The sequence below is a fragment of the Bacillus sp. ISL-46 genome (genome assembly GCF_018613205.1).
This window is the reverse complement of sequence record NZ_JAGGQR010000055.1, coordinates 72,539-90,779: the sequence shown is the minus strand read 5'-3', so window position 1 is coordinate 90,779 and position 18,241 is coordinate 72,539. Positions and strand designations below refer to the sequence as shown.

General features: G+C 41.3%; 13 protein-coding genes and 1 pseudogene. All 14 read right to left on the bottom strand.

The features are described 5' to 3' along the window. Window positions 1-75 precede the first annotated feature (75 nt). The 14 genes and pseudogenes from J7E67_RS24610 to J7E67_RS24545 all read right to left on the bottom strand — a co-directional run bounded on the left by J7E67_RS24610 (window position 76) and on the right by J7E67_RS24545 (window position 17,985). Complete coding sequence (locus tag J7E67_RS24610) at window positions 76-1,293, bottom strand: anaerobic glycerol-3-phosphate dehydrogenase subunit C (RefSeq protein ID WP_214733000.1); 1,218 nt, start codon at window positions 1,291-1,293, stop codon at window positions 76-78. After that, complete coding sequence (locus tag J7E67_RS24605) at window positions 1,286-2,437, bottom strand: FAD-binding protein (protein ID WP_214714149.1); 1,152 nt, start codon at window positions 2,435-2,437, stop codon at window positions 1,286-1,288. The genes J7E67_RS24610 and J7E67_RS24605 overlap by 8 nt, the downstream gene beginning before the upstream one ends. Further along, on the bottom strand, window positions 2,430-4,049 hold the full coding sequence (gene glpA, locus J7E67_RS24600; protein ID WP_214732999.1) for an anaerobic glycerol-3-phosphate dehydrogenase subunit GlpA: 1,620 nt from the start codon (window positions 4,047-4,049) through the stop codon (window positions 2,430-2,432). Before glpA ends, J7E67_RS24605 begins: the two co-directional genes overlap by 8 nt. A 241-nt stretch (window positions 4,050-4,290) precedes the next feature. Continuing rightward, window positions 4,291-6,483: an alpha-galactosidase gene (locus tag J7E67_RS24595; protein ID WP_214714153.1), complete on the bottom strand. Its 2,193-nt coding sequence runs from the start codon at window positions 6,481-6,483 to the stop codon at window positions 4,291-4,293. Window positions 6,484-6,654: 171 nt separating this feature from the next. Beyond that, a complete protein-coding gene (locus J7E67_RS24590) occupies window positions 6,655-7,692 on the bottom strand; it encodes a sensor histidine kinase (protein ID WP_251026974.1) in 1,038 nt (345 codons plus the stop codon). Beyond that, on the bottom strand, window positions 7,689-8,363 hold the full coding sequence (locus J7E67_RS24585) for a response regulator transcription factor (protein WP_214714155.1): 675 nt from the start codon (window positions 8,361-8,363) through the stop codon (window positions 7,689-7,691). The genes J7E67_RS24590 and J7E67_RS24585 overlap by 4 nt, the downstream gene beginning before the upstream one ends. 23 nt (window positions 8,364-8,386) lie before the next feature. Next, on the bottom strand, window positions 8,387-10,135 hold the full coding sequence (locus tag J7E67_RS24580; protein WP_214714157.1) for an ABC transporter ATP-binding protein: 1,749 nt from the start codon (window positions 10,133-10,135) through the stop codon (window positions 8,387-8,389). Window positions 10,136-10,377: 242 nt separating this feature from the next. Beyond that, window positions 10,378-11,793 carry a sigma-54 interaction domain-containing protein gene (locus J7E67_RS24575; RefSeq protein ID WP_214714159.1) on the bottom strand — a complete coding sequence of 472 codons (1,416 nt, stop codon included), beginning with the start codon at window positions 11,791-11,793 and terminating at the stop codon, window positions 10,378-10,380. Window positions 11,794-11,923: 130 nt separating this feature from the next. After that, a complete protein-coding gene (locus J7E67_RS24570) occupies window positions 11,924-12,709 on the bottom strand; it encodes a 3-hydroxybutyrate dehydrogenase (RefSeq protein WP_214714161.1) in 786 nt (261 codons plus the stop codon). Between the two features lie 57 nt (window positions 12,710-12,766). Further along, the gene (locus J7E67_RS24565) at window positions 12,767-14,206 is read right to left on the bottom strand and encodes a GntP family permease (protein ID WP_214714163.1); all 1,440 of its coding nucleotides are present in this window, start codon (window positions 14,204-14,206) and stop codon (window positions 12,767-12,769) included. Between the two features lie 398 nt (window positions 14,207-14,604). Further along, window positions 14,605-14,832 (bottom strand): annotated as a pseudogene (locus J7E67_RS24560) (thiolase family protein); the annotation flags it as partial. A gap of 85 nt (window positions 14,833-14,917) precedes the next feature. Continuing rightward, window positions 14,918-15,583 (bottom strand): 3-oxoacid CoA-transferase subunit B, encoded by a 666-nt coding sequence (locus tag J7E67_RS24555; RefSeq protein ID WP_251026973.1) that lies wholly within the window; start codon window positions 15,581-15,583, stop codon window positions 14,918-14,920. Further along, entirely contained in the window at window positions 15,583-16,242 is a 660-nt protein-coding gene (gene atoD / locus J7E67_RS24550) for an acetate CoA-transferase subunit alpha (protein WP_214714167.1), read from the bottom strand. Before atoD ends, J7E67_RS24555 begins: the two co-directional genes overlap by 1 nt. Window positions 16,243-16,521: 279 nt before the next feature. Continuing rightward, window positions 16,522-17,985, bottom strand: a complete 1,464-nt coding sequence (locus tag J7E67_RS24545) for a PstS family phosphate ABC transporter substrate-binding protein (RefSeq protein ID WP_214714169.1) — start codon at window positions 17,983-17,985, stop codon at window positions 16,522-16,524. Window positions 17,986-18,241 lie beyond the last annotated feature (256 nt).

Genomic DNA, 18,241 nt, shown 5'->3' with positions numbered 1-18,241 from the left:
ACACTTTTATCCCTCTATACAGTCTTTAATTAGATTTACTTAGATTGATAATGTCGAAACGTGTTTAAGCGGATATTATACCAATACTTTTTCACGTTCATATGATTCTGCTACGATTTGCATGGGGTGTTTAACCGCTTTTTCAGTCAGTTGGTCAAGTTGATTTTTACACATTCCACATTCTGTAACGGTATAATCTGCATCCAATTCCTCCACTGTTTCAGCCATCGGTCGGCCAATTTTCATCGAAACATCATATTTTTCCGTTTTAAATCCAAAAGTGCCACATTGCCCGCAGCAGCCTGCTCCTACGTCAGTAATTTCATAGCCGGGAATTAGCTCTAAAATATCCATGGCCGGATTTCCGATTCCTTGTGCTTTCATATGGCATGGAGCATAGTATCCTGCTCGATCATTCATTGGAGCAAATTCCATGTTAAGCTCTCCATTTTCCTTTAGCATGAGCAAATATTCATCCGCATCATAGACATGGCCGGCCAATTCTTTTGCTTCTTCTGTCTTTACATATGCTACATACTCTTTTTTAAGTGCAAGGGTGCAGCTTGTACAGGTGACGACTATATCATAGCCTTGGCGAGTAAATTCTAAAAAGCTATTAATATTATCGTTTGCATTTTTCAGTCCTTGTTTCATTTGTCCGTTAGCGAACATTGGCACACCGCAGCATTTTTGGTTGGGTTTAACCACCTCAATGCCATTATGCTCCATCACCTTAATGAAGCTTTCTGCTACTTCAGGTGCATTATAAGTCGCATAACAACCCACAAAATAAGCAACTTTGCGCTCAGTAAAGGCATACTTTCTGTTATAGACACGGTTGAAATTATTAAAACGATACTTTGGAAATTGCCTCTCTGCAGGAATGCCCATGACGATCTCCATCACCTTTCGTACAGGTTTCATTCCCATGGCAAGATTCGTAACAGGTGCAAACGCGGAAGCCAGTTTTCCTACCATTTCAGCATTACTTAACACCAAGTCACGGAATTTTGTTCCCGACTTCTCCACATGAATCGCTTTTAAATAAGCGGTCAACGTCGATACATGGACATTCTCCGGACAAGCCATGTCGCAATTGCCACATAACGTACATAATTCTATTCGTTTATCGTCGATGAGTTGTTGATTATCCATAAGCCTTTTTAACTCAGGACCTAAATGTTTCGGGCCGCCGAATTCCAACGATGTATTGGAAACAGGACAGCTTGCAACACAGGCATTACATTTAAGACACTTATTAAATGTGGATTCAGCAAATTGCAACTCAAGCACTACGTGTTCCCCCTAACATCATTTGCTGGCGAAGTTGTTCGATCATTTCATAGATTGATAAGAGGGTAAAAATGCCTCCGGTAATACCGTTTTGCGTAACCTGAATACCCTTGCTTGCACCTACTGGGTAGAGGTTGGTTGGACAATGAAGCAGTGCTCCCTTTTCATCTGTTTCCAATCGTAAAGCCGTTTCCTTTAACCCTTCCGGCGTTACTTCCAATCCACCACCTAGAATCCCTCCGGTTGCAAGGATAAATTGTTTCCCGCTAAGGCTCGTCAATCTATTTGCGGTATGGATAGTTAACGATTTGATTTCTTCTCCGTCAATGGTGCACCCAGTAACGGTGGTGTCAGCATAAAATCTCACACCTAATTTTACTGCTTCTTTTTTCAAACGTTCATAGAGACGGATGGCTGTCGTATTCGGTGGCATGCCGGGTGCCTCCGTGATCTTTGCATTAAGTTCAAAAGAAAACTGTTCCATTGTTTCTTTCCATTGCTCAACCCCAAGTAATGCTGGAAAAATAAACATATCGCCCTGCCTGATATTCTTTTCAACAATACGCCTTTTAATTTGGTTGATGCAGTTGTTCCGAATTCCCTTTTGATCCAATAGCCGTGCCGCATCTAATTGTGTCATCGTCCGTTGCGAGTGATTTTCTAACTTAATTTTTAACACATCAATTGTTAGCTGAGGTCTAGCCTTTTGTAAATTCCCTTTAATATAAGCGGGCTGAAAATCGACTACTTCCTCAAACCCAACGATCACAACATGACCTTTTTCTGGAAGGGGAGAAATGGTCTCAGGGTATAGTGCTGTCTTTTTCACATGGCCGGAACCGGTAACAATCGAAGAGAGTTTCTCGATTTCACCCTCGTAAGGATATCCTAATTTTTTCGTTAAGGTTTTAAATTGTTCCATTGCTCTTGTCAATTGAGATAGTTGCAAATTACTCATTTGATAAAGCTCAGCCCATTCATTTAATCCCTCCACTGATCCAGGGATTAGGTCCATCACCCCGGTTGATTGAATAATTTTCCCTGTTCCAGTGGCTACTAATGCCGTGCTATACCCTTGTTCTTTTGCCCAAATGGCAGAAATCAATCCCGATAACCCTTGACCTAAAACAACCACATCATACATGTTGATAATCCCCCTCTCCGAGTCCTAAAGAAACTTTATAAATCGTTTCCATCAACTGCAATTGCTTCGCGGTTTCACCCGTAGCAACCACATCCATACCTTTTTTCCTTTCAAAAACTGCATGGTGAAGTGCCCATCCAGCCTCCTCAATCGTCGTCTTTCCTTTCTCAACAGCTAGTGCAGCTGCCCGGTGATTGCAGAAGGTTCCTTGACACGGTCCCATACCTAAGCGGGTTCTACGTCGAATATCCCCTAGATGAAATCGGCCTTCCTCTGGTAAGACTGATTCAATTTCTGCCCAGGTTACTTGCTCACACTCACAAACGACAACATTTGAATGCTTCTCTTTTAAGGCTGATTCAATTTTCTTTGCCTTCGTACCGGCCCAATGAAATAATTTTTGTTTTGCAGCAGGAGCCATATCCACTTCTTTGAAAAACTCATCAGCGTTCCGATGAGGGACCATTTCCTGGTCTGTGGTGCAGTTGGCCCTTACCCCGAGCTTTTCGCAAATTAAATCGACTGTTTTTTCCGCCATAAAGCGGAAGGTTGTCAACTTCCCGCCTGTAATCGTGACTAATCCGTCCAATCCATCGCGTGTATGATGGTCTAATAACGCAACTCCACGGGTAACATTCCTCCCACTCGCATCAGCAACATTCGATTCTTGATATAGTGGACGGCTGCCGCTAAAAGCACGAATCAACCGTAATTCATTGATCTTTGGAATTAACTTTTTCCCTTCAGCCAACATTCCCTCGAGCTCTTGTCGGTTTAAGGAAAAGTCATTCGGATCTTCGACATTCATTCCAGTTGTACCAAAGATTGTCACATTATGGGCCGGAACGAAAATGTCAGCATCTCCGGGCATGCGCAGACGATTAATGACTTGCTTATTGATCCGATGGCTAAAAATTGCGAGCATCCCTTTATTATTAATCATTCTTAAGGGAATCCCGGCTAATTGGGCAATTTCCGCCCCCCAAGGACCTGCTGCATTAACAACCAGCTGAGCAAAAATTTCTTTTTTCTCCCCTGTAAAGACGTCACAAACCTGTACACCAATGACCCGGTGTTGCTCCGTTAAAACATCAACCACCTCATGGTAAGTCAACGCCTTTGCACCATGTTTTACCGCGTCGGCCACCACGTCAACCACCATTGTAAAACAGTCGACCGCACCATCTGGGACCCGATACACAGCTTGCACGTCCTTATTTAAAAAAGGTTCTTGCTGTAAGGCGTGGGCAACAGGTATTTCTTCAACAGGAATACCCACCTTTTCACAAGACGCCAGCCATTTTTGAATATATTGAACATCATCTTCAGGAACTTTTACGAATAAACCTCCTGTTTGCTCGATTGAACCTGGAATCGTTTTTTTTAAGATTAGGTTTTCTCGATAACTTTCAATTGCCGCTTCCTCATCGCGAACAGCATATCGTGCACCCGAATGGAGCAGACCATGATTTCGTGTGGAAGTTCCATGTCCCAAGTCCTGTTGCTCGATTAATATCGCTTTTATGTCACGTAAGGAGAGATCGCGAAGCACTCCTGCTCCCGTCATTCCTCCACCTATTACTATTACTTCTGTTTCCAGTTTTTGTCCCATACCCAATCCTCCCAGCTCCATCTTAAGGGGTATTTTTGCACACAAAAAAGCCATAAAAACGCATAGGAATAGTAATAATCATTCCCAAGGGTTTTTATGGCTTTCTCCAAGTCTCTAAGCCTGCTATTATATTTTCTACTTAAGCATATACCAAAAATATTTTTTTGCACAGGTAGATGGCATGTCAAAATTGTGAATTTTAATTGAGATATATAAGGTAATGCTCGTATTTTTTATTTGATTACTTTTCGAATGCTTCAATGTGGTAAATAATCGAGGTAAAATCTCTTTTTATCAGTGGCAGCATTAATCCAATTTTCATTAGCTCATCGCCCACATAATCCTGTTCTCCCCTATTTACTCTATACATCTCATCCGACTTTAGCCCACGCAACTTCAGCCGAAAAAACGGTGGATTTGGTGTTGCCAACGTTTTAAAGTAAAAAACAGCAGCCCTTTCCTGATTCGGTGAAACATACATCCACGCCGAATCCATTCCATCAAACGGACTTAACAGCCTGAATAAGTCACCAAAACAGACAATATCCTTGATTTGATGATATCGTTTGATTTGCTCCATTACCACCTCCTTATCATCACTACTCAGCCTGTCGATATTTAATTCAAACCCCAAATTTGCAGCCATCGCCACATGGCATCTCATTAAAAGCGGTGTGGTTCTACCGACCTGGTGATTCGGCACATCTGATACATGTGCTCCCATTGTAATGGCAGGATAAATGAGACTTGTTCCGTATTGAATTTTAAGCCGTTCAACAGCATCAGTATCATCACTCGTCCAGGTTTGCGGCATATAATAGAGCATTCCAGGATCAAAGCGACCGCCTCCTCCGGAACAGCTTTCAAATAAAATCTTAGGAAATCGTTCGGTCAGTTTTTCTAGAATTCGGTACAAGCCAAGCATATAACGGTGCGCGGTTTCTTTTTGCCGATGAGGTGGAAGCGCAGCCGAACCCACCTCCGTCATATTTCGATTCATATCCCATTTCACATAGGAGATCTTAGCACTGCTAAAGACTTCGGTCAGCGTTTCGATTAAAAAATTACATACGTCTTCCCGGCTTAAATCAAGAATTAATTGATTTCTAGACTGTGTTCGGTTCCGTCCCGGCACATGGATACACCATTCGGGATGCTTCTGATACAAATTACTGTCAGGAGAAACCATTTCCGGCTCGACCCATAACCCAAATTGCATCCCCTTTTTTTGGATATAATCAGCCAATCCGTTTAAACCATTCGGAAGTTTTTTCTTAAAAACAAACCAATCACCCAACGAACTTTTATCATTGTCACGATGCCCAAACCAGCCATCATCCAATACAAACAGTTCAATGCCCAACTCTTTTGCTGCATCCGCAAGGTCGATAAGTTTTTTTTCATTAAAATGAAAATAGGTGGCTTCCCAGTTATTAATGAGAATTGGGCGTGTTTTGTCGTGGTATACCCCTCGACAAACCCTTTCCCTCAGAAATTTATGATAAGTCCTGGACATTCCTCCAAGCCCGTCCGAGGAATAAACCATTAAAGCCTCAGGAGTTTGAAACGTTTCCCCCGGCTGCAGCACCCATGTAAAATCAAAGGGATTTATGCCGATGCTAAGTCTGGAAGTTTGATAAGGATCCACTTCGATGGAAGCTTGAAAATTCCCACTGTAGACCAAACTGATGCCAAATACATCCCCATATTCTTCGTTGGTGTCTTTTGAAAGCAGCGCAACAAAAGGATTATGTTGATGGCTGCTTGAACCCCGAGCTGATGAAATCGTTTGAATCCCGTGGTTAAGTGGCTGCCTTTCAATGTGACGCTCACGCCCCCATGTTCCATAAAGGTGCAGCCAATCCCAATCTGATTGATGAATGTCGACTGACATACTCATACATTTATGTATTTCCACATCATGGCTGCCAAGATGCTCAAAGGAGACCGATCTCGTTATCACATCAAAATCACGATAAATTGTATAATGTAGATTCATCCCGATCCCAAGCATGGAATCTACCAGTGTTAGCACTAATGTTTCAGCATCAGAATTATCCTCGACATAAGCAGACGGCAATCCCTCGAGCGTATGTTTTCCTTGAAAAATTTCATAAGAATCAAAGACAAAGTCCGTTACCGTAGTTCCGTCAGCAGAACGGATCTGATAAGCCGGCGAACGAAAGTCCCCGTTCCCAAAAGCGGGATATTCCTGTGGTAGCGTATCAAGTGAAAATTGCGGAAGAGAAGGTTCGGTAGTCGGCGAAAAAGTCCTGCCTTTAAACGCCAGAATGGAAGAAGGATGCAGCGTCTTAACCATCTTTCCCCAATACAAATGAGCGGGATATTTACCATGGACAATTTGAATCAAATAACTAATCTTGCCATTGTACAAATGAAAAATCCTATCCTTTTCATCCCAATCAATTGGCACGAGCGCTCATTCCTCCATTGTTAGATAACCTAAATTACTTACTTATCTTCCTATAAATATGATTTTCCCTATGTATATCAGAACAATAAATTTAAAAAGGGTGTCAGGCACCGTTCGTGGACATTTGTCCACGAGCGGTGCCTGACACCCAAAACAACACAAAAATGGCTTTTATAGTGTAATGGTGAAGGTGGTTCCCTTCCCTTCTTCGCTGTCAACACAGATGGTTCCTTCGTGCATTTCGATGATTTTTTTTACGATGGAGAGTCCTAAACCGCTGCCGCCTTTTGACCGGTCCCTTGCCTTATCTGCTTTGTAGAATCGTTCAAAAACATGGATCTGATCTTTTTTCGTGATGCCAATCCCCGTATCGGAAATTTTCACGATCGTTTTGTCATCGACCTGCTGGAGATGGACACGAATACTTCCGCGCTTGGGAGTAAATTTAATACTATTGTGAATCAGATTGGTCCATACCTGGCTCATCAAATCTTCATCCGCAATGATGATGACCTTCTCGAGGGACACATCCAGTTCCAGTTCCTTTTCAATCCAATGTGGTTCACAGGCCAATATAATTGTCCGTAATTGTTGGTCTAACCGATAGCTATGTCGCTCAAAGGGATGATGCTTGGATTCTAGGGAAGTTAGTTTTAGAAGATTATCACTTAATTTTGATAATCTTTTGCTTTCTGTTTCAATAATACTGAGATAATGACTTCTTTCATCGCTCGAAAGCTGGCCATATTGAAGTGCTCTTGCAAAACCCATGATCGACGTCAGCGGCGACTGAATTTCATGTGAGACATTAGAAATAAACTCCTGCCGCATCTCTTCCAACTGCTTTAATTGCTTAGCCATATGATTAATATGGTCAATCAGACTCGTGAATTGATTTCTTTTACCAGCCTTTAAATCGAGGTATACATTAAAATCACCTTTAGAAATCCTACTTAAAGCATCCAGTACTTCATGAAAGAGATTGCGTCGCCTTGAACGAGTGAATAAAGATATAAGAAAACCAACTAAGCTCATCGTCAATAAACCAGTAATTACCGATGCCATATGACGAAGGTAATCGGATGTATGAAAATCGAATAATCGATAAGTGCCAGAGACAATAAAATAACCTGCTGAAAAACCAAAAGAGACAAATACAAAGAAAAAGACAACCCCAAATACATGTTGAAAAAAGCGCTTAATCTTCATGATTTTACCTCAAAGCGGTAGCCTAATCCCCAAATCGTCTGAATCCGGAACGGGAATTCTCTTTCTGGAAACCGCTCTCTTAACCTTTTAATATGAACATCGACAGTTCGTTCGTCTCCTTCATAGTCATAGCCCCAAATGTCTTCAATGAGCACCTCTCGTGAAAACGTTTTTCCAGGATAGCTGGCCAGTTTAAACAACAGCTCGAATTCTTTCAACGGAATCGTATATTCCTTATTTTTAAAAGAAATTTCATGTGTTTTTCGATTCAATTTAAATTCATTAATCGTAATCGTTTGCGAAACCGTTATATTATACCGTTTTAATAATGCTTTAACTCGAGCGGTTAACTCCATTGGGTCAAAGGGTTTAACTAGATAATCGTCCGCTCCCAACTCGAATCCTTTCAGCTTTTGTGTTGTTTCCCCTTTGGCGGTCAGCATTAAGATGGGAATATCACTAAATTCCCGCAGCTCTTTGCATAATTCCCAGCCATCCATATTTGGCATCATAATATCAATGATCGCTAAATCCATCTTTACTTTTTCCATCAGTTGTAATGCCATTACACCATCTGATGCCTCATAAAGTTCGAACCCTTCTTTTTTTAAAAAAAGTTGGATTAGTTCGCGAATATTGGCATCATCATCGACCATTAGAACTTTTGTCATTCATCCTCATTCCTTTCCTTCTATTAAGCAGGTTCGTTGATCCGTAATTGCTGCTCAGCAAATTCACGATACAAGGAGTGAGTTCTTAAAAGTTGTTCATGTGTACCGCTTCCGGTAATTTTCCCTTTATCCAAAAAGATAATTTGATCAGAATCGATCACCGTTGACAGACGATGCGCAATTACGAGGGTGGTTCTTCCCTTCATTAAATTTTGCAATGCCTGTTGAACAACACGTTCTGATTTGCTATCAAGACTGGAAGTTGCTTCATCTAACATTAAAATTTTGGGGTCCCTTAAAAAGGCACGAGCAATCGCAATCCTCTGACGCTGCCCACCCGATAACTTTATTCCTCTTTCACCAACTTCTGTATCATACCCGTTTGGCAGTTCCGCAATAAATTGGTCCGCATAGGCCATTTTTGCCACCCTTTCGATATCTGCCTGCTCAATTTTTTTATCCATTCCGTAACAAATATTATCACGAATCGTTCCCACAACAATCGGGCTTTCCTGTGATACATAGCCAATTTGACTTCTCCAGGAATACAGGGAGAATTGATTAATCGGTTCTTGCCCCAGACGAATAGCGCCTTGTTGCGGTTGATAATAACGCTCCAATAAAGAAAATAGGGTCGTTTTTCCGCTCCCGCTTGGACCGACAATCGCAGTCACCTTGCCTGCTTCTGCGGAAAAGCTAATATTCATAAGTACGTCTTCCCCATTTTTATAAGAATAGTTCAGATCCTCTACAGTGATCGATTGATTCACATTATGAACATCCTGATTCGAATGGTCTTCTTCCTCGTTCATATCCATGATGGCGATAATTCGTTCTGTGGCACCGGTTGCTTTTTGAAATTGGGTAAAGAAGGCAGCTAATTGTCCCATTGGCATGACGATTTGAAACAGATACATAATAAAGGCAACTAAATCACCCGCCATTAATGCACCTGATGATACCCTCATTCCACCGTAACCTAGAATGACAACTAGTAATACCATAATCACTAAACCAATCAGGGGTGTGATTAATGCTTGAATCTTCGCCTCTTTCAACCCATATTGAAACAATTGGGTGATCCCGTTTTTACCATTCTTATACTCGATAGCCTCGGCGTTGGAAGCTTTGACTAATCGTATTTCTGATAAAACTTGCTGGAGAACTGAGGTAAAACGTGCTGTTTCGGTTTGCATCCCTTTTGATACCTGATGCATCTTTCTTCCAAGTGTCATTAATATTACTGCTGCAAGAGGCAGTGCTATAAACATGAGCAAAGCCATTTTCCAATCCAATAGCAGCAAAACAACAATCGAACCAATGATGGAAATGGTTCCTGATAGGAAATTTGCGAGATGATCGGTAATTAATCCTTTGACCACGGCTGTATCATTGGTCATTCTACTGACGGTTTCGCCGGTTTGATTTTCATCATAAAACGGTACCGGTAAGACGAGCAGCTTTTTCCATAAACTGTCTCGAATCCCGGCCACAACTGATTGGCCGAGATGATTTAATAAATAGATGGATATCCCGCTAGCCACTGCTTGTAGTAAAAGCGCAGTAACAAGAAGAATAATCCTACCCGTACTTAAAGAACTAATCGAAAAATCATTAATAAGATTTTTTGTAAACAGCGGGACCAATAGCCCCACTATTGTGGTACCTACACTTAATAAAAGAGCGATACCAAGGAGCAATTTAGATGGATTGGTATGCTGAACCAATCGAATAAATTGGCGCCAGCCCTTCTCAATCTTCACTTCCGTCATATATATTTACATCCCTTCTAAAGGTCACGTTAATTTCAAGTCTACATTCTCAATTACAAACTCGATTATACAAAGAATATATGAATTGAATATGAACTGCCAATAAGAATAGCTTAAAAAAGGGTGTCAGGCACCAGCCGTGGACATTTGTCCACGGCTGGTGCCTGACACCCTAACAAGATCGACTTACTTCCACCTACTCTTTTCGAGTTGGAAATGAAGTCCCAAATTAATTATTGTTACTATCTAATAGCATACAATTTACATTTTTCATAGAAACTAGTTTTCCCAATTTCCAGTAGTTTAGCAGCCTCCTGCTTATTGCCATTTGTCACCTCTAATGCATTTAAAATGGCTTTCTTCTCGGCATGAGCAAGTGTTTCTTTTAATGAGAAAATCGGTAATAGCGGTTTTGGCGTCGTCTCAAGATTCTGGGTATTAGCTCCCTTAACAAAATCCGGTTCCATGTCACGTAAGTATAATGGCAGGTGGACCATTTCAATCGTTTTCCCATCCAGAACATTGATGGATCGTTCCAAGACATTCTCAAGTTCCCGGATGTTTCCCGGCCATGAATGCTCCATTAGTCTCTCTTCTACCACAGTAGATAGCTCAATTCCTTTGCGGTAAAATTTCCCCTCTAACTTCTTCAATAAGCTTTGAGAGATTAGCGGAATATCCTCTTTTCGTTCTCTAAGAGGGGGAATTTCTATTTTGATGACATTTAATCGATAATACAAATCCTGACGAAACTTTCCTTCTTCCACCAGCATCTCTAAATCCCGGTGTGTTGCTGCAATGATTCGCACATCTACTGTAATAGACTTTTGACCTCCGACTCGCTGAATCTCTTTTTCCTGCAGCACCCTCAAAAGCTTACTTTGCATCGAAAGTGGCATGTCGCCTATTTCATCTAGAAAAAGTGTACCATTGTTGGCAATTTCGAACTGCCCCTTCTTTCCGCCTTTCTTTGCTCCTGTAAACGCACCGTCATCATAACCAAACAGTTCCGATTCTAGTAAATGTTCAGGTATTGAAGCACAATTGATCGCAACAAAGGGTAAGGAGGCACGCATGCTGCTATTATGAATGGCATGAGCGAATAATTCCTTGCCTGTTCCAGAATCGCCGATTAGTAAAACGGATGAGTTGCTTCCTGATATTCTTTCTGCTAGTTTTTTGGTTGCTAGAAAAGTAGAGCTTTTTCCAATTAAATCATTGAATTTGTACTTACTTTTCAGCTCTTTTTCAAGTTTGGTTTTATAGTACTTTAATTCTTCTACTAGACCCTGTATTTTTGTTCTATACATTCGCCATTCCTCAGGGGAACGAAACATGACTGTTCCCACCGCTCCGACGATTTTACCATCCTCAATAATTGGGAAACGGTTTGCTATCATTTCACTTCCATTAATCGGATGAAGAGCAGCAAGCTCTTTTTGTCCTGTTTTGGCAACGATGTGCATGCGGGTATTTTCGATGACATCCTGTACAGGCCGGTTGACCGCATCTTTAATCGTCGTTCCTAAAAACTGGCAATACGCCTCATTTATATAAAGAATAATACCATTATCATCGACGACTACGATTCGTTCCGCTAATAGATGAATCATTTGTTCATGCCAATTTTGGGGGATCTTCTCAAATCCTTGGTACATTCTTTTCCCACCTTTGCACATTAGATATTAAAATTATACCAAACGTAGACGTTTGTTTGAGCGACTGGGAGCATTTTCATAGAATAATAAAATCCTATTCGATCAATCGAATAGGATTCTCTATTTGGAATTATTGAGCAGTGTAGCCGCCATCTAGAATAACTGCTTGACCTGTAACGCCTCTTCCTTTATCACTTGCTAAAAAGACCGCATAATCAGCAATTTCTGTTACGGATAATAGCCTTCTTTGTGGAACCAGCGGGAAGAGTACTTCTTCAATTACACTGTCTAAGCTGACATTTCTTGTTTTAGCCAAATCTCCCAATTGGTTTCTTACTAGTGGTGTATCCACGTAACCAGGACATAAAGCATTTACGGTGATTCCGTCTGCTGCACCTTCCAATGCTGCAACCTTTGTCAAACCAATGACACCGTGTTTGGCACTATTGTAGGCAGCCTTGCCAGCAAACCCGATCACACCATTAATGGAAGCCATATTGATTACTCTTCCAAAGCCTTGTTTCTTCATGATTGGGAATACATTTTTAATCCCAATAAATGGGGCGGTTAACATGATTTTTACCAGTAATTCAAATTTCTCAGTGGGAAATTCCTCAATTGGTGATACAAACTGCATTCCTGCATTATTGACTAAAATATCAATACTGCCATATGCTTTATAAGCTGACTGAAGACTATTTTTAAATGCTTCCTCGTCGGTCACATCACATGGCGCCGATAATGCTTCAAATCCTTGCTCCCTTAATTCAGCAGCCACTTCTTCGCTTTTACTAGCATTTAGATCTGAGATCACAACCTTAGCGCCTTCTTGTGCAAACGCCTTCGCGATTTCTAATCCAATCCCACTTGCAGACCCTGTAATAAATGCTGTTTTTCCTTCTAATGACTTGGTCATACGAGAATCCTCCTTTATAACTAGACAACTATTCTTCTATATTTACGCGCAATGTCTTTAGATAATCCCAAATAAAGTGTAAAGACCAATCACAAAGAAAACGGCTATTGTTTTAATCACTGTTACGGCGAAAATGTCGCGGTACGATTGTTTGTGTGTTAATCCTGTAACCGCGAGCAAGGTAATGACGGCACCGTTATGTGGAAGTGTATCCATACCACCGGATGCCATGGCGACAACACGGTGCATAACCTCTGGTGGAATATTAGCCGCAGTAATTGCCTGATTGTATTTATCAGCCATCGCGCCTAAGGCAATACCCATACCACCAGAGGCAGAGCCAGTAATACCTGCTAGTGAACTTGTAGTAACAGCACCGTTAACAAGTGGATTCGTAAAGGTACTAGAAATCCCGTCACTGATTTTTGCAAATCCTGGAAGTGAGGAAATAATACCGCCAAAACCGTATTCGGCACCCGTATTCATCGTTGCAAGCAATGCTCCGGCAATACTGAGGTTTAGTCCTTCTTTAAAGTTTACTGTCACACGTTTCCAATCGAAGGCAAGTGACGTGACGATCCCCACGACTAAGGCCATTTCAATGGCCCAGATAGCTGCAACAGTAGGAACATCTACTGTATATGCTTTTAAGCCAATCGCAGAAAAATCAAAACCGTTCGGGTACCATTTTGGTATGTAGGTAATGAATAATTTATTTGAAACAGCTACCAGCACAAGCGGTACAAACGCTAATATTTGCTTTAAAACAGATTGATGTGTCGTTAAATCTGGAACGGTTACGTCCTTTTGATTTGATTCAGCTAAATCCAATGCAGCCGCAGTTTCGGCTTCAAATCCATAATAACCTTCCCCTGCTTTTGCTGCCTTTTTCCTTCTAATCTCTAGATAAAGCAGCCCTAGAGTTAAGACAAAAATAGCCCCGATAATTCCAAGTGTTGGTGCCGCATAAATATCTGTTTTAAAGAATTGAATTGGTATAACGTTTTGAATTTGCGGTGTTCCCGGCAGGGCATCCATAGTGAACGTGAACGCACCAAGTGCAATCGTTCCTGGAATTAAGCGTTTAGGAATATTCGCTTCCCTGAACATTTGAGCAGCAAATGGGTAAATTGCAAATACAGCTACGAATAAGCTTACACCGCTATATGTTAATATGGCGCCTAATAATACAATGGTTAGCATCGCACGTTTTGCACCAAGCAGACGGACAATCGTCTTAGCGATGGATTCTGCAATCCCTGACATTTCAACTACTTTTCCAAAAATGGCTCCTAATAGGAACACTGGGAAGTATGATTTAATGAATCCCACCATTTTTTCCATGAACACACCGGAAAAGAACGGTAAAACATGGCTTGGGTCAACAAGTACAACAGCTAAAAGTGCACAGATCGGTGCAAATAAGATAACAGAAAATCCTCGGTAGGCAACAAACATTAAGAGCCCAAGTGACAAAAGAATAATAAATAATTGCATTTAAATCCCCCTTTTTACTTTTTGTATGAGCTTCAGCATCCTCTAGGTAAGCGTTTACAGGATAAAGTTCACTTAAAAAAATGCAAGTTCCGTGCCAAAATCGGTTATTAATTTCTCAAAAATTTAAATTTTCTTTATTATCATACAAGTATTATACTAAATTAATAGTTTATAACTATACGTTACCAAAAACCACCCTTTATACTCTCGTTTATGATTCCGCAAATTCGGAAAATTCAGTGCGATTGGATTCCGAAAATCCGGAATTTTCCGTTTTTCCGGAATCGATTTATTTAAAACACTGGCTTTAACAGCATTTGATAAATGCCTAATCCCTCGGAATCTATGAAACTCGATTTACTTTTCATTTTCTATCTTCAGAACTAGGGCAGCCGCGCCATCGAAGAAACTTCAATTGGCAAACCCGCTTTGATGGAAGCTTGACGGGCAGGACCTTGACCAAGACCAGCTTGAAGCACGTTTCCCATTTTGACTTCATCCACTTGTTCACCGGTTACACCTGCACGATTTAAGGCTTCTTTGATCACAATCGCACCTAATTCTGGGGCGGGGGTGTTACTTAATGCCCCCATAAAACTACCAATCGCTGTACGAACAGCACTTACACAACATCACGCATAACCTTTCCCTCCTGTACTAATAAGTTGTAGGTTGCTTTATTTGCAAAAAATTGAACACTTTCCGTATTAATTAACCGTTTTTTGCTTTTAAAATAGCTGGATTGATCGTAAACGCAGCTTCTGTTTTTTCCTTAACGGTATCAAGTTCGACACCATCTTGAAGTTCCTCCAGCACCAATCCTTCAGCTGTTACACGAAAGACCGCTAGTTCCGTCACAATCAGGTCCACTACGCCCTTTCCAGTCAAAGGCAATCGACATTGTTCTAATATTTTGGATGATCCGTTTTTGGCCATATGTTCCATTGCTACAATAACTTTCTTGGCTCCAGTAACTAAATCCATTGCTCCACCCATACCAGGCACCATTTTTCCAGGAACCATCCAGTTAGCAAGGTTGCCTTTTGCATCAACCTCTAATCCTCCAAGGACCGTTACGTCCACATGTCCTCCTCGGATTAATTCGAATGAGAAAAGGCTGTCGAAGAACGCACCTCCTGGATTAATACCCGAAGGCTGCCCACCCGCATTAACCAAATCCGGATCAATATCTCCGTCTACAGGCCCGAGTCCGATATATCCATTTTCAGATTGGAGAATGACGTTAACATTTTCAGGCAGGTAGTTTGGGACCATAGTCGGCAGTCCAATCCCCAGGTTAACTACATCTCCATCTTGCAATTCCTTCGCAACACGAGCAGCGATCACTTGTTTTGGATTCACTAGCGTATTTATCATTATCGACTACCTCCCTGAATGAAAATTTTATCGACCAAGATTCCTGGTGTCATTACTTCATCCGGGTCAATTTCTCCAACTTCAACGATTTGTTCTACTTGAACAATCACGAGATCTGCTGCTAAGGCCATCAATGGGTTAAAATTCCGGGCCGAACGATGATAAATCAAATTGCCAGCTTTATCTGCTTTAAATGCTTTAAGAATGGCAACTTCAGCGCGAAGCGGTTTTTCGAGTAAATATTCACGGCCATCGACGATGATTTTTTCTTTGCCTTCTTCGACAACAGTTCCAACACCGGTGGGAGTCAACACTCCACCAAGGCCAGACCCTCCGGCACGAACACGTTCAGCAAGTGTCCCCTGGGGAACTAGTTCCACATCCAGTTCACCTTCAATCATTTGTTTGCCGGTTTCAGGGTTTGTGCCAATATGTGATGCAATTACCTTTTTTACTCGTTTGTTTACAATTAATGGTCCTACACCCGTTTCGATGAAAGCGGTGTCATTTGCGATTAGCGTTAAATCCTTCACATCTGCTTCAAGCAGGGCAGTTACCAGTTCTTGTGGTGTACCTACCCCCATAAACCCACCTGCCATAATGGTCATTCCATCTGTCAGAATGGAGGAAATTTCCTCTATTGAAATAATTTTATTCACTACAACGCACCTCCTGAAAGAATTAAATGAAATTAGTGTTAGTTACACTCATTTAATATGCAAGAAGTGTGCCAAAAATAGAGTCCCTTAAGGCGATGTCCGAAGTTTTTTGAAAATCAAAATTACAAAGAGCAAAATAAAAAGCGAAGTGCATCCAAATGCCCCTCACTTTTTGTCCAAACAATAATATACTTCCTATAAATTAACGGTAAGTGTCCAGATCGGGTGGACAAATCGACGAAGTGTCCACGGACGGTGCCTGACACCCTATTTTACACCCTATTTCTTACCAACTCTAATATAGCCAATCTCTTCAACGAGCCCCTGCCCTTGTGGCCCCTGCATCCATTCAAGGAATGGTTGGACTGTTCGCACTTTTTTGTTGTCCCTCACTGTGATTGCGTAAAGGGAGGCGGTGAATGGGTATTTACCGCTCGCGATGTTTTCAGGAGTTGGTTCAATCCCATTAATGGCAAGTAGTTTAATGTCAGTGTTCGCCTTCATTCCGGTTGCAAAGAAACGAAATGAAAAACCAATCGAGTTGTCGTAGTTTCGGTAATCAGCAACCTGTTCAATAATCCCGCCCATCCCTTCAGGTACATCTTCTTTCAGAGGCTTCATAATTGGCGTATCGCCCATTATTTTCTCCAACAGTGTTTGGCTTCCTGAATTTTCGGGGCGCTGAAAGGCAATAATTTTTTCGTTCTTGCCGCCGAATTTTGACCAGTTTTTTATTTTTCCCGAGTAGATGTCTTTAATCTCTGAAACGGCTAAGCTATCAATCTTATTGTCGGGATTAACAAAGAAGACAAACGCTTCCTTACCAATCGGAGTCATAACCAGTTCTTTTCCTGCCTCTTTCGCCATTTGCTGCTGTTCTTTCGATGGCTCTGCTCCAAAGTATATATCGACATCTCCTGTTAAAAGCCGTTCATAAGCATAAATCGTATTGGTGAAGGTGACGACCTCCCCGTATTCTTGATAAACCTTTTCGATATTTTCATAGGCTGCATTGGCAAAGGCAGAATAAACCGGGAACGCCGCTTCCGCTCCATCTAAAATAGGCATTTCACTCGGGTTTTTGATTGTATAGGTTGAGGCAGTTTTCAGCTTTGGCAGGATATTATCTGGGTTGTTAACATCATAAAGATAGAGATCCGTACTAGAATATCCCCCTCCATATTTAAAACCATACGATGGCAGGACCGTTTGATTACGGTGCCATTGAACAGCCGCACCCGTACCCATTGCAAGCACAAACACCATCACAACAGACTGCAATTGTTTTCTATTAAAGGCTGGGCGCGTCCTCCTTTTCAACACGGCAAACAATACTCCTAAAACAAAGGAAAGCTCATAGGCGAACGGTGCCCAAAGAAATAATCTTCCTTCCCCCAAAAGGATGGCCATAAAATAGATTGGTGCGAATGCCAGATGAAAAATACTATAAAACAACCAAGCATCAGCTCCGTAAAACCCGTTGCTAATCAGCATAAATACAGCCCACAGTACTGCTGTATAGGCAAGAGGAACAAGGACAAGGATCAGATAGTCTTTCAAGTTGGCCTGCTTAAGGAGCTGTTTACTAGCTAGAAACCCAGCAAGGCATCCGAAGAAAATCAAGACAGGCAATAACGCTAAAAGGATATGATCAAACTCCATCAGTATTGCTAATTCTCCAAATGAAACTACAAGCGGTACAATCCCAAAATACAATAATATGAACTTTACCTTTTTCCCCATATGCTCGCTCCTTTTTACCAATAAAGTAGTTACTCCGTAAATTACTTATAGTGTAATTTTACACTTTATTGGTATATTTTACAATACAGGAATTTTGAAAACGTGATTTGATTTGGTTTATTGTTGATTTTTAGGAGGAAGGATAGGATAAGCTTATGAACTCACTATCAACACTCCTTAGAGACACTTTTCACTGTTTTTTTTTTGACTTTTGTCGCCAATAGCCTTCATTGGAGACACTTTTCACTGTTTTTTT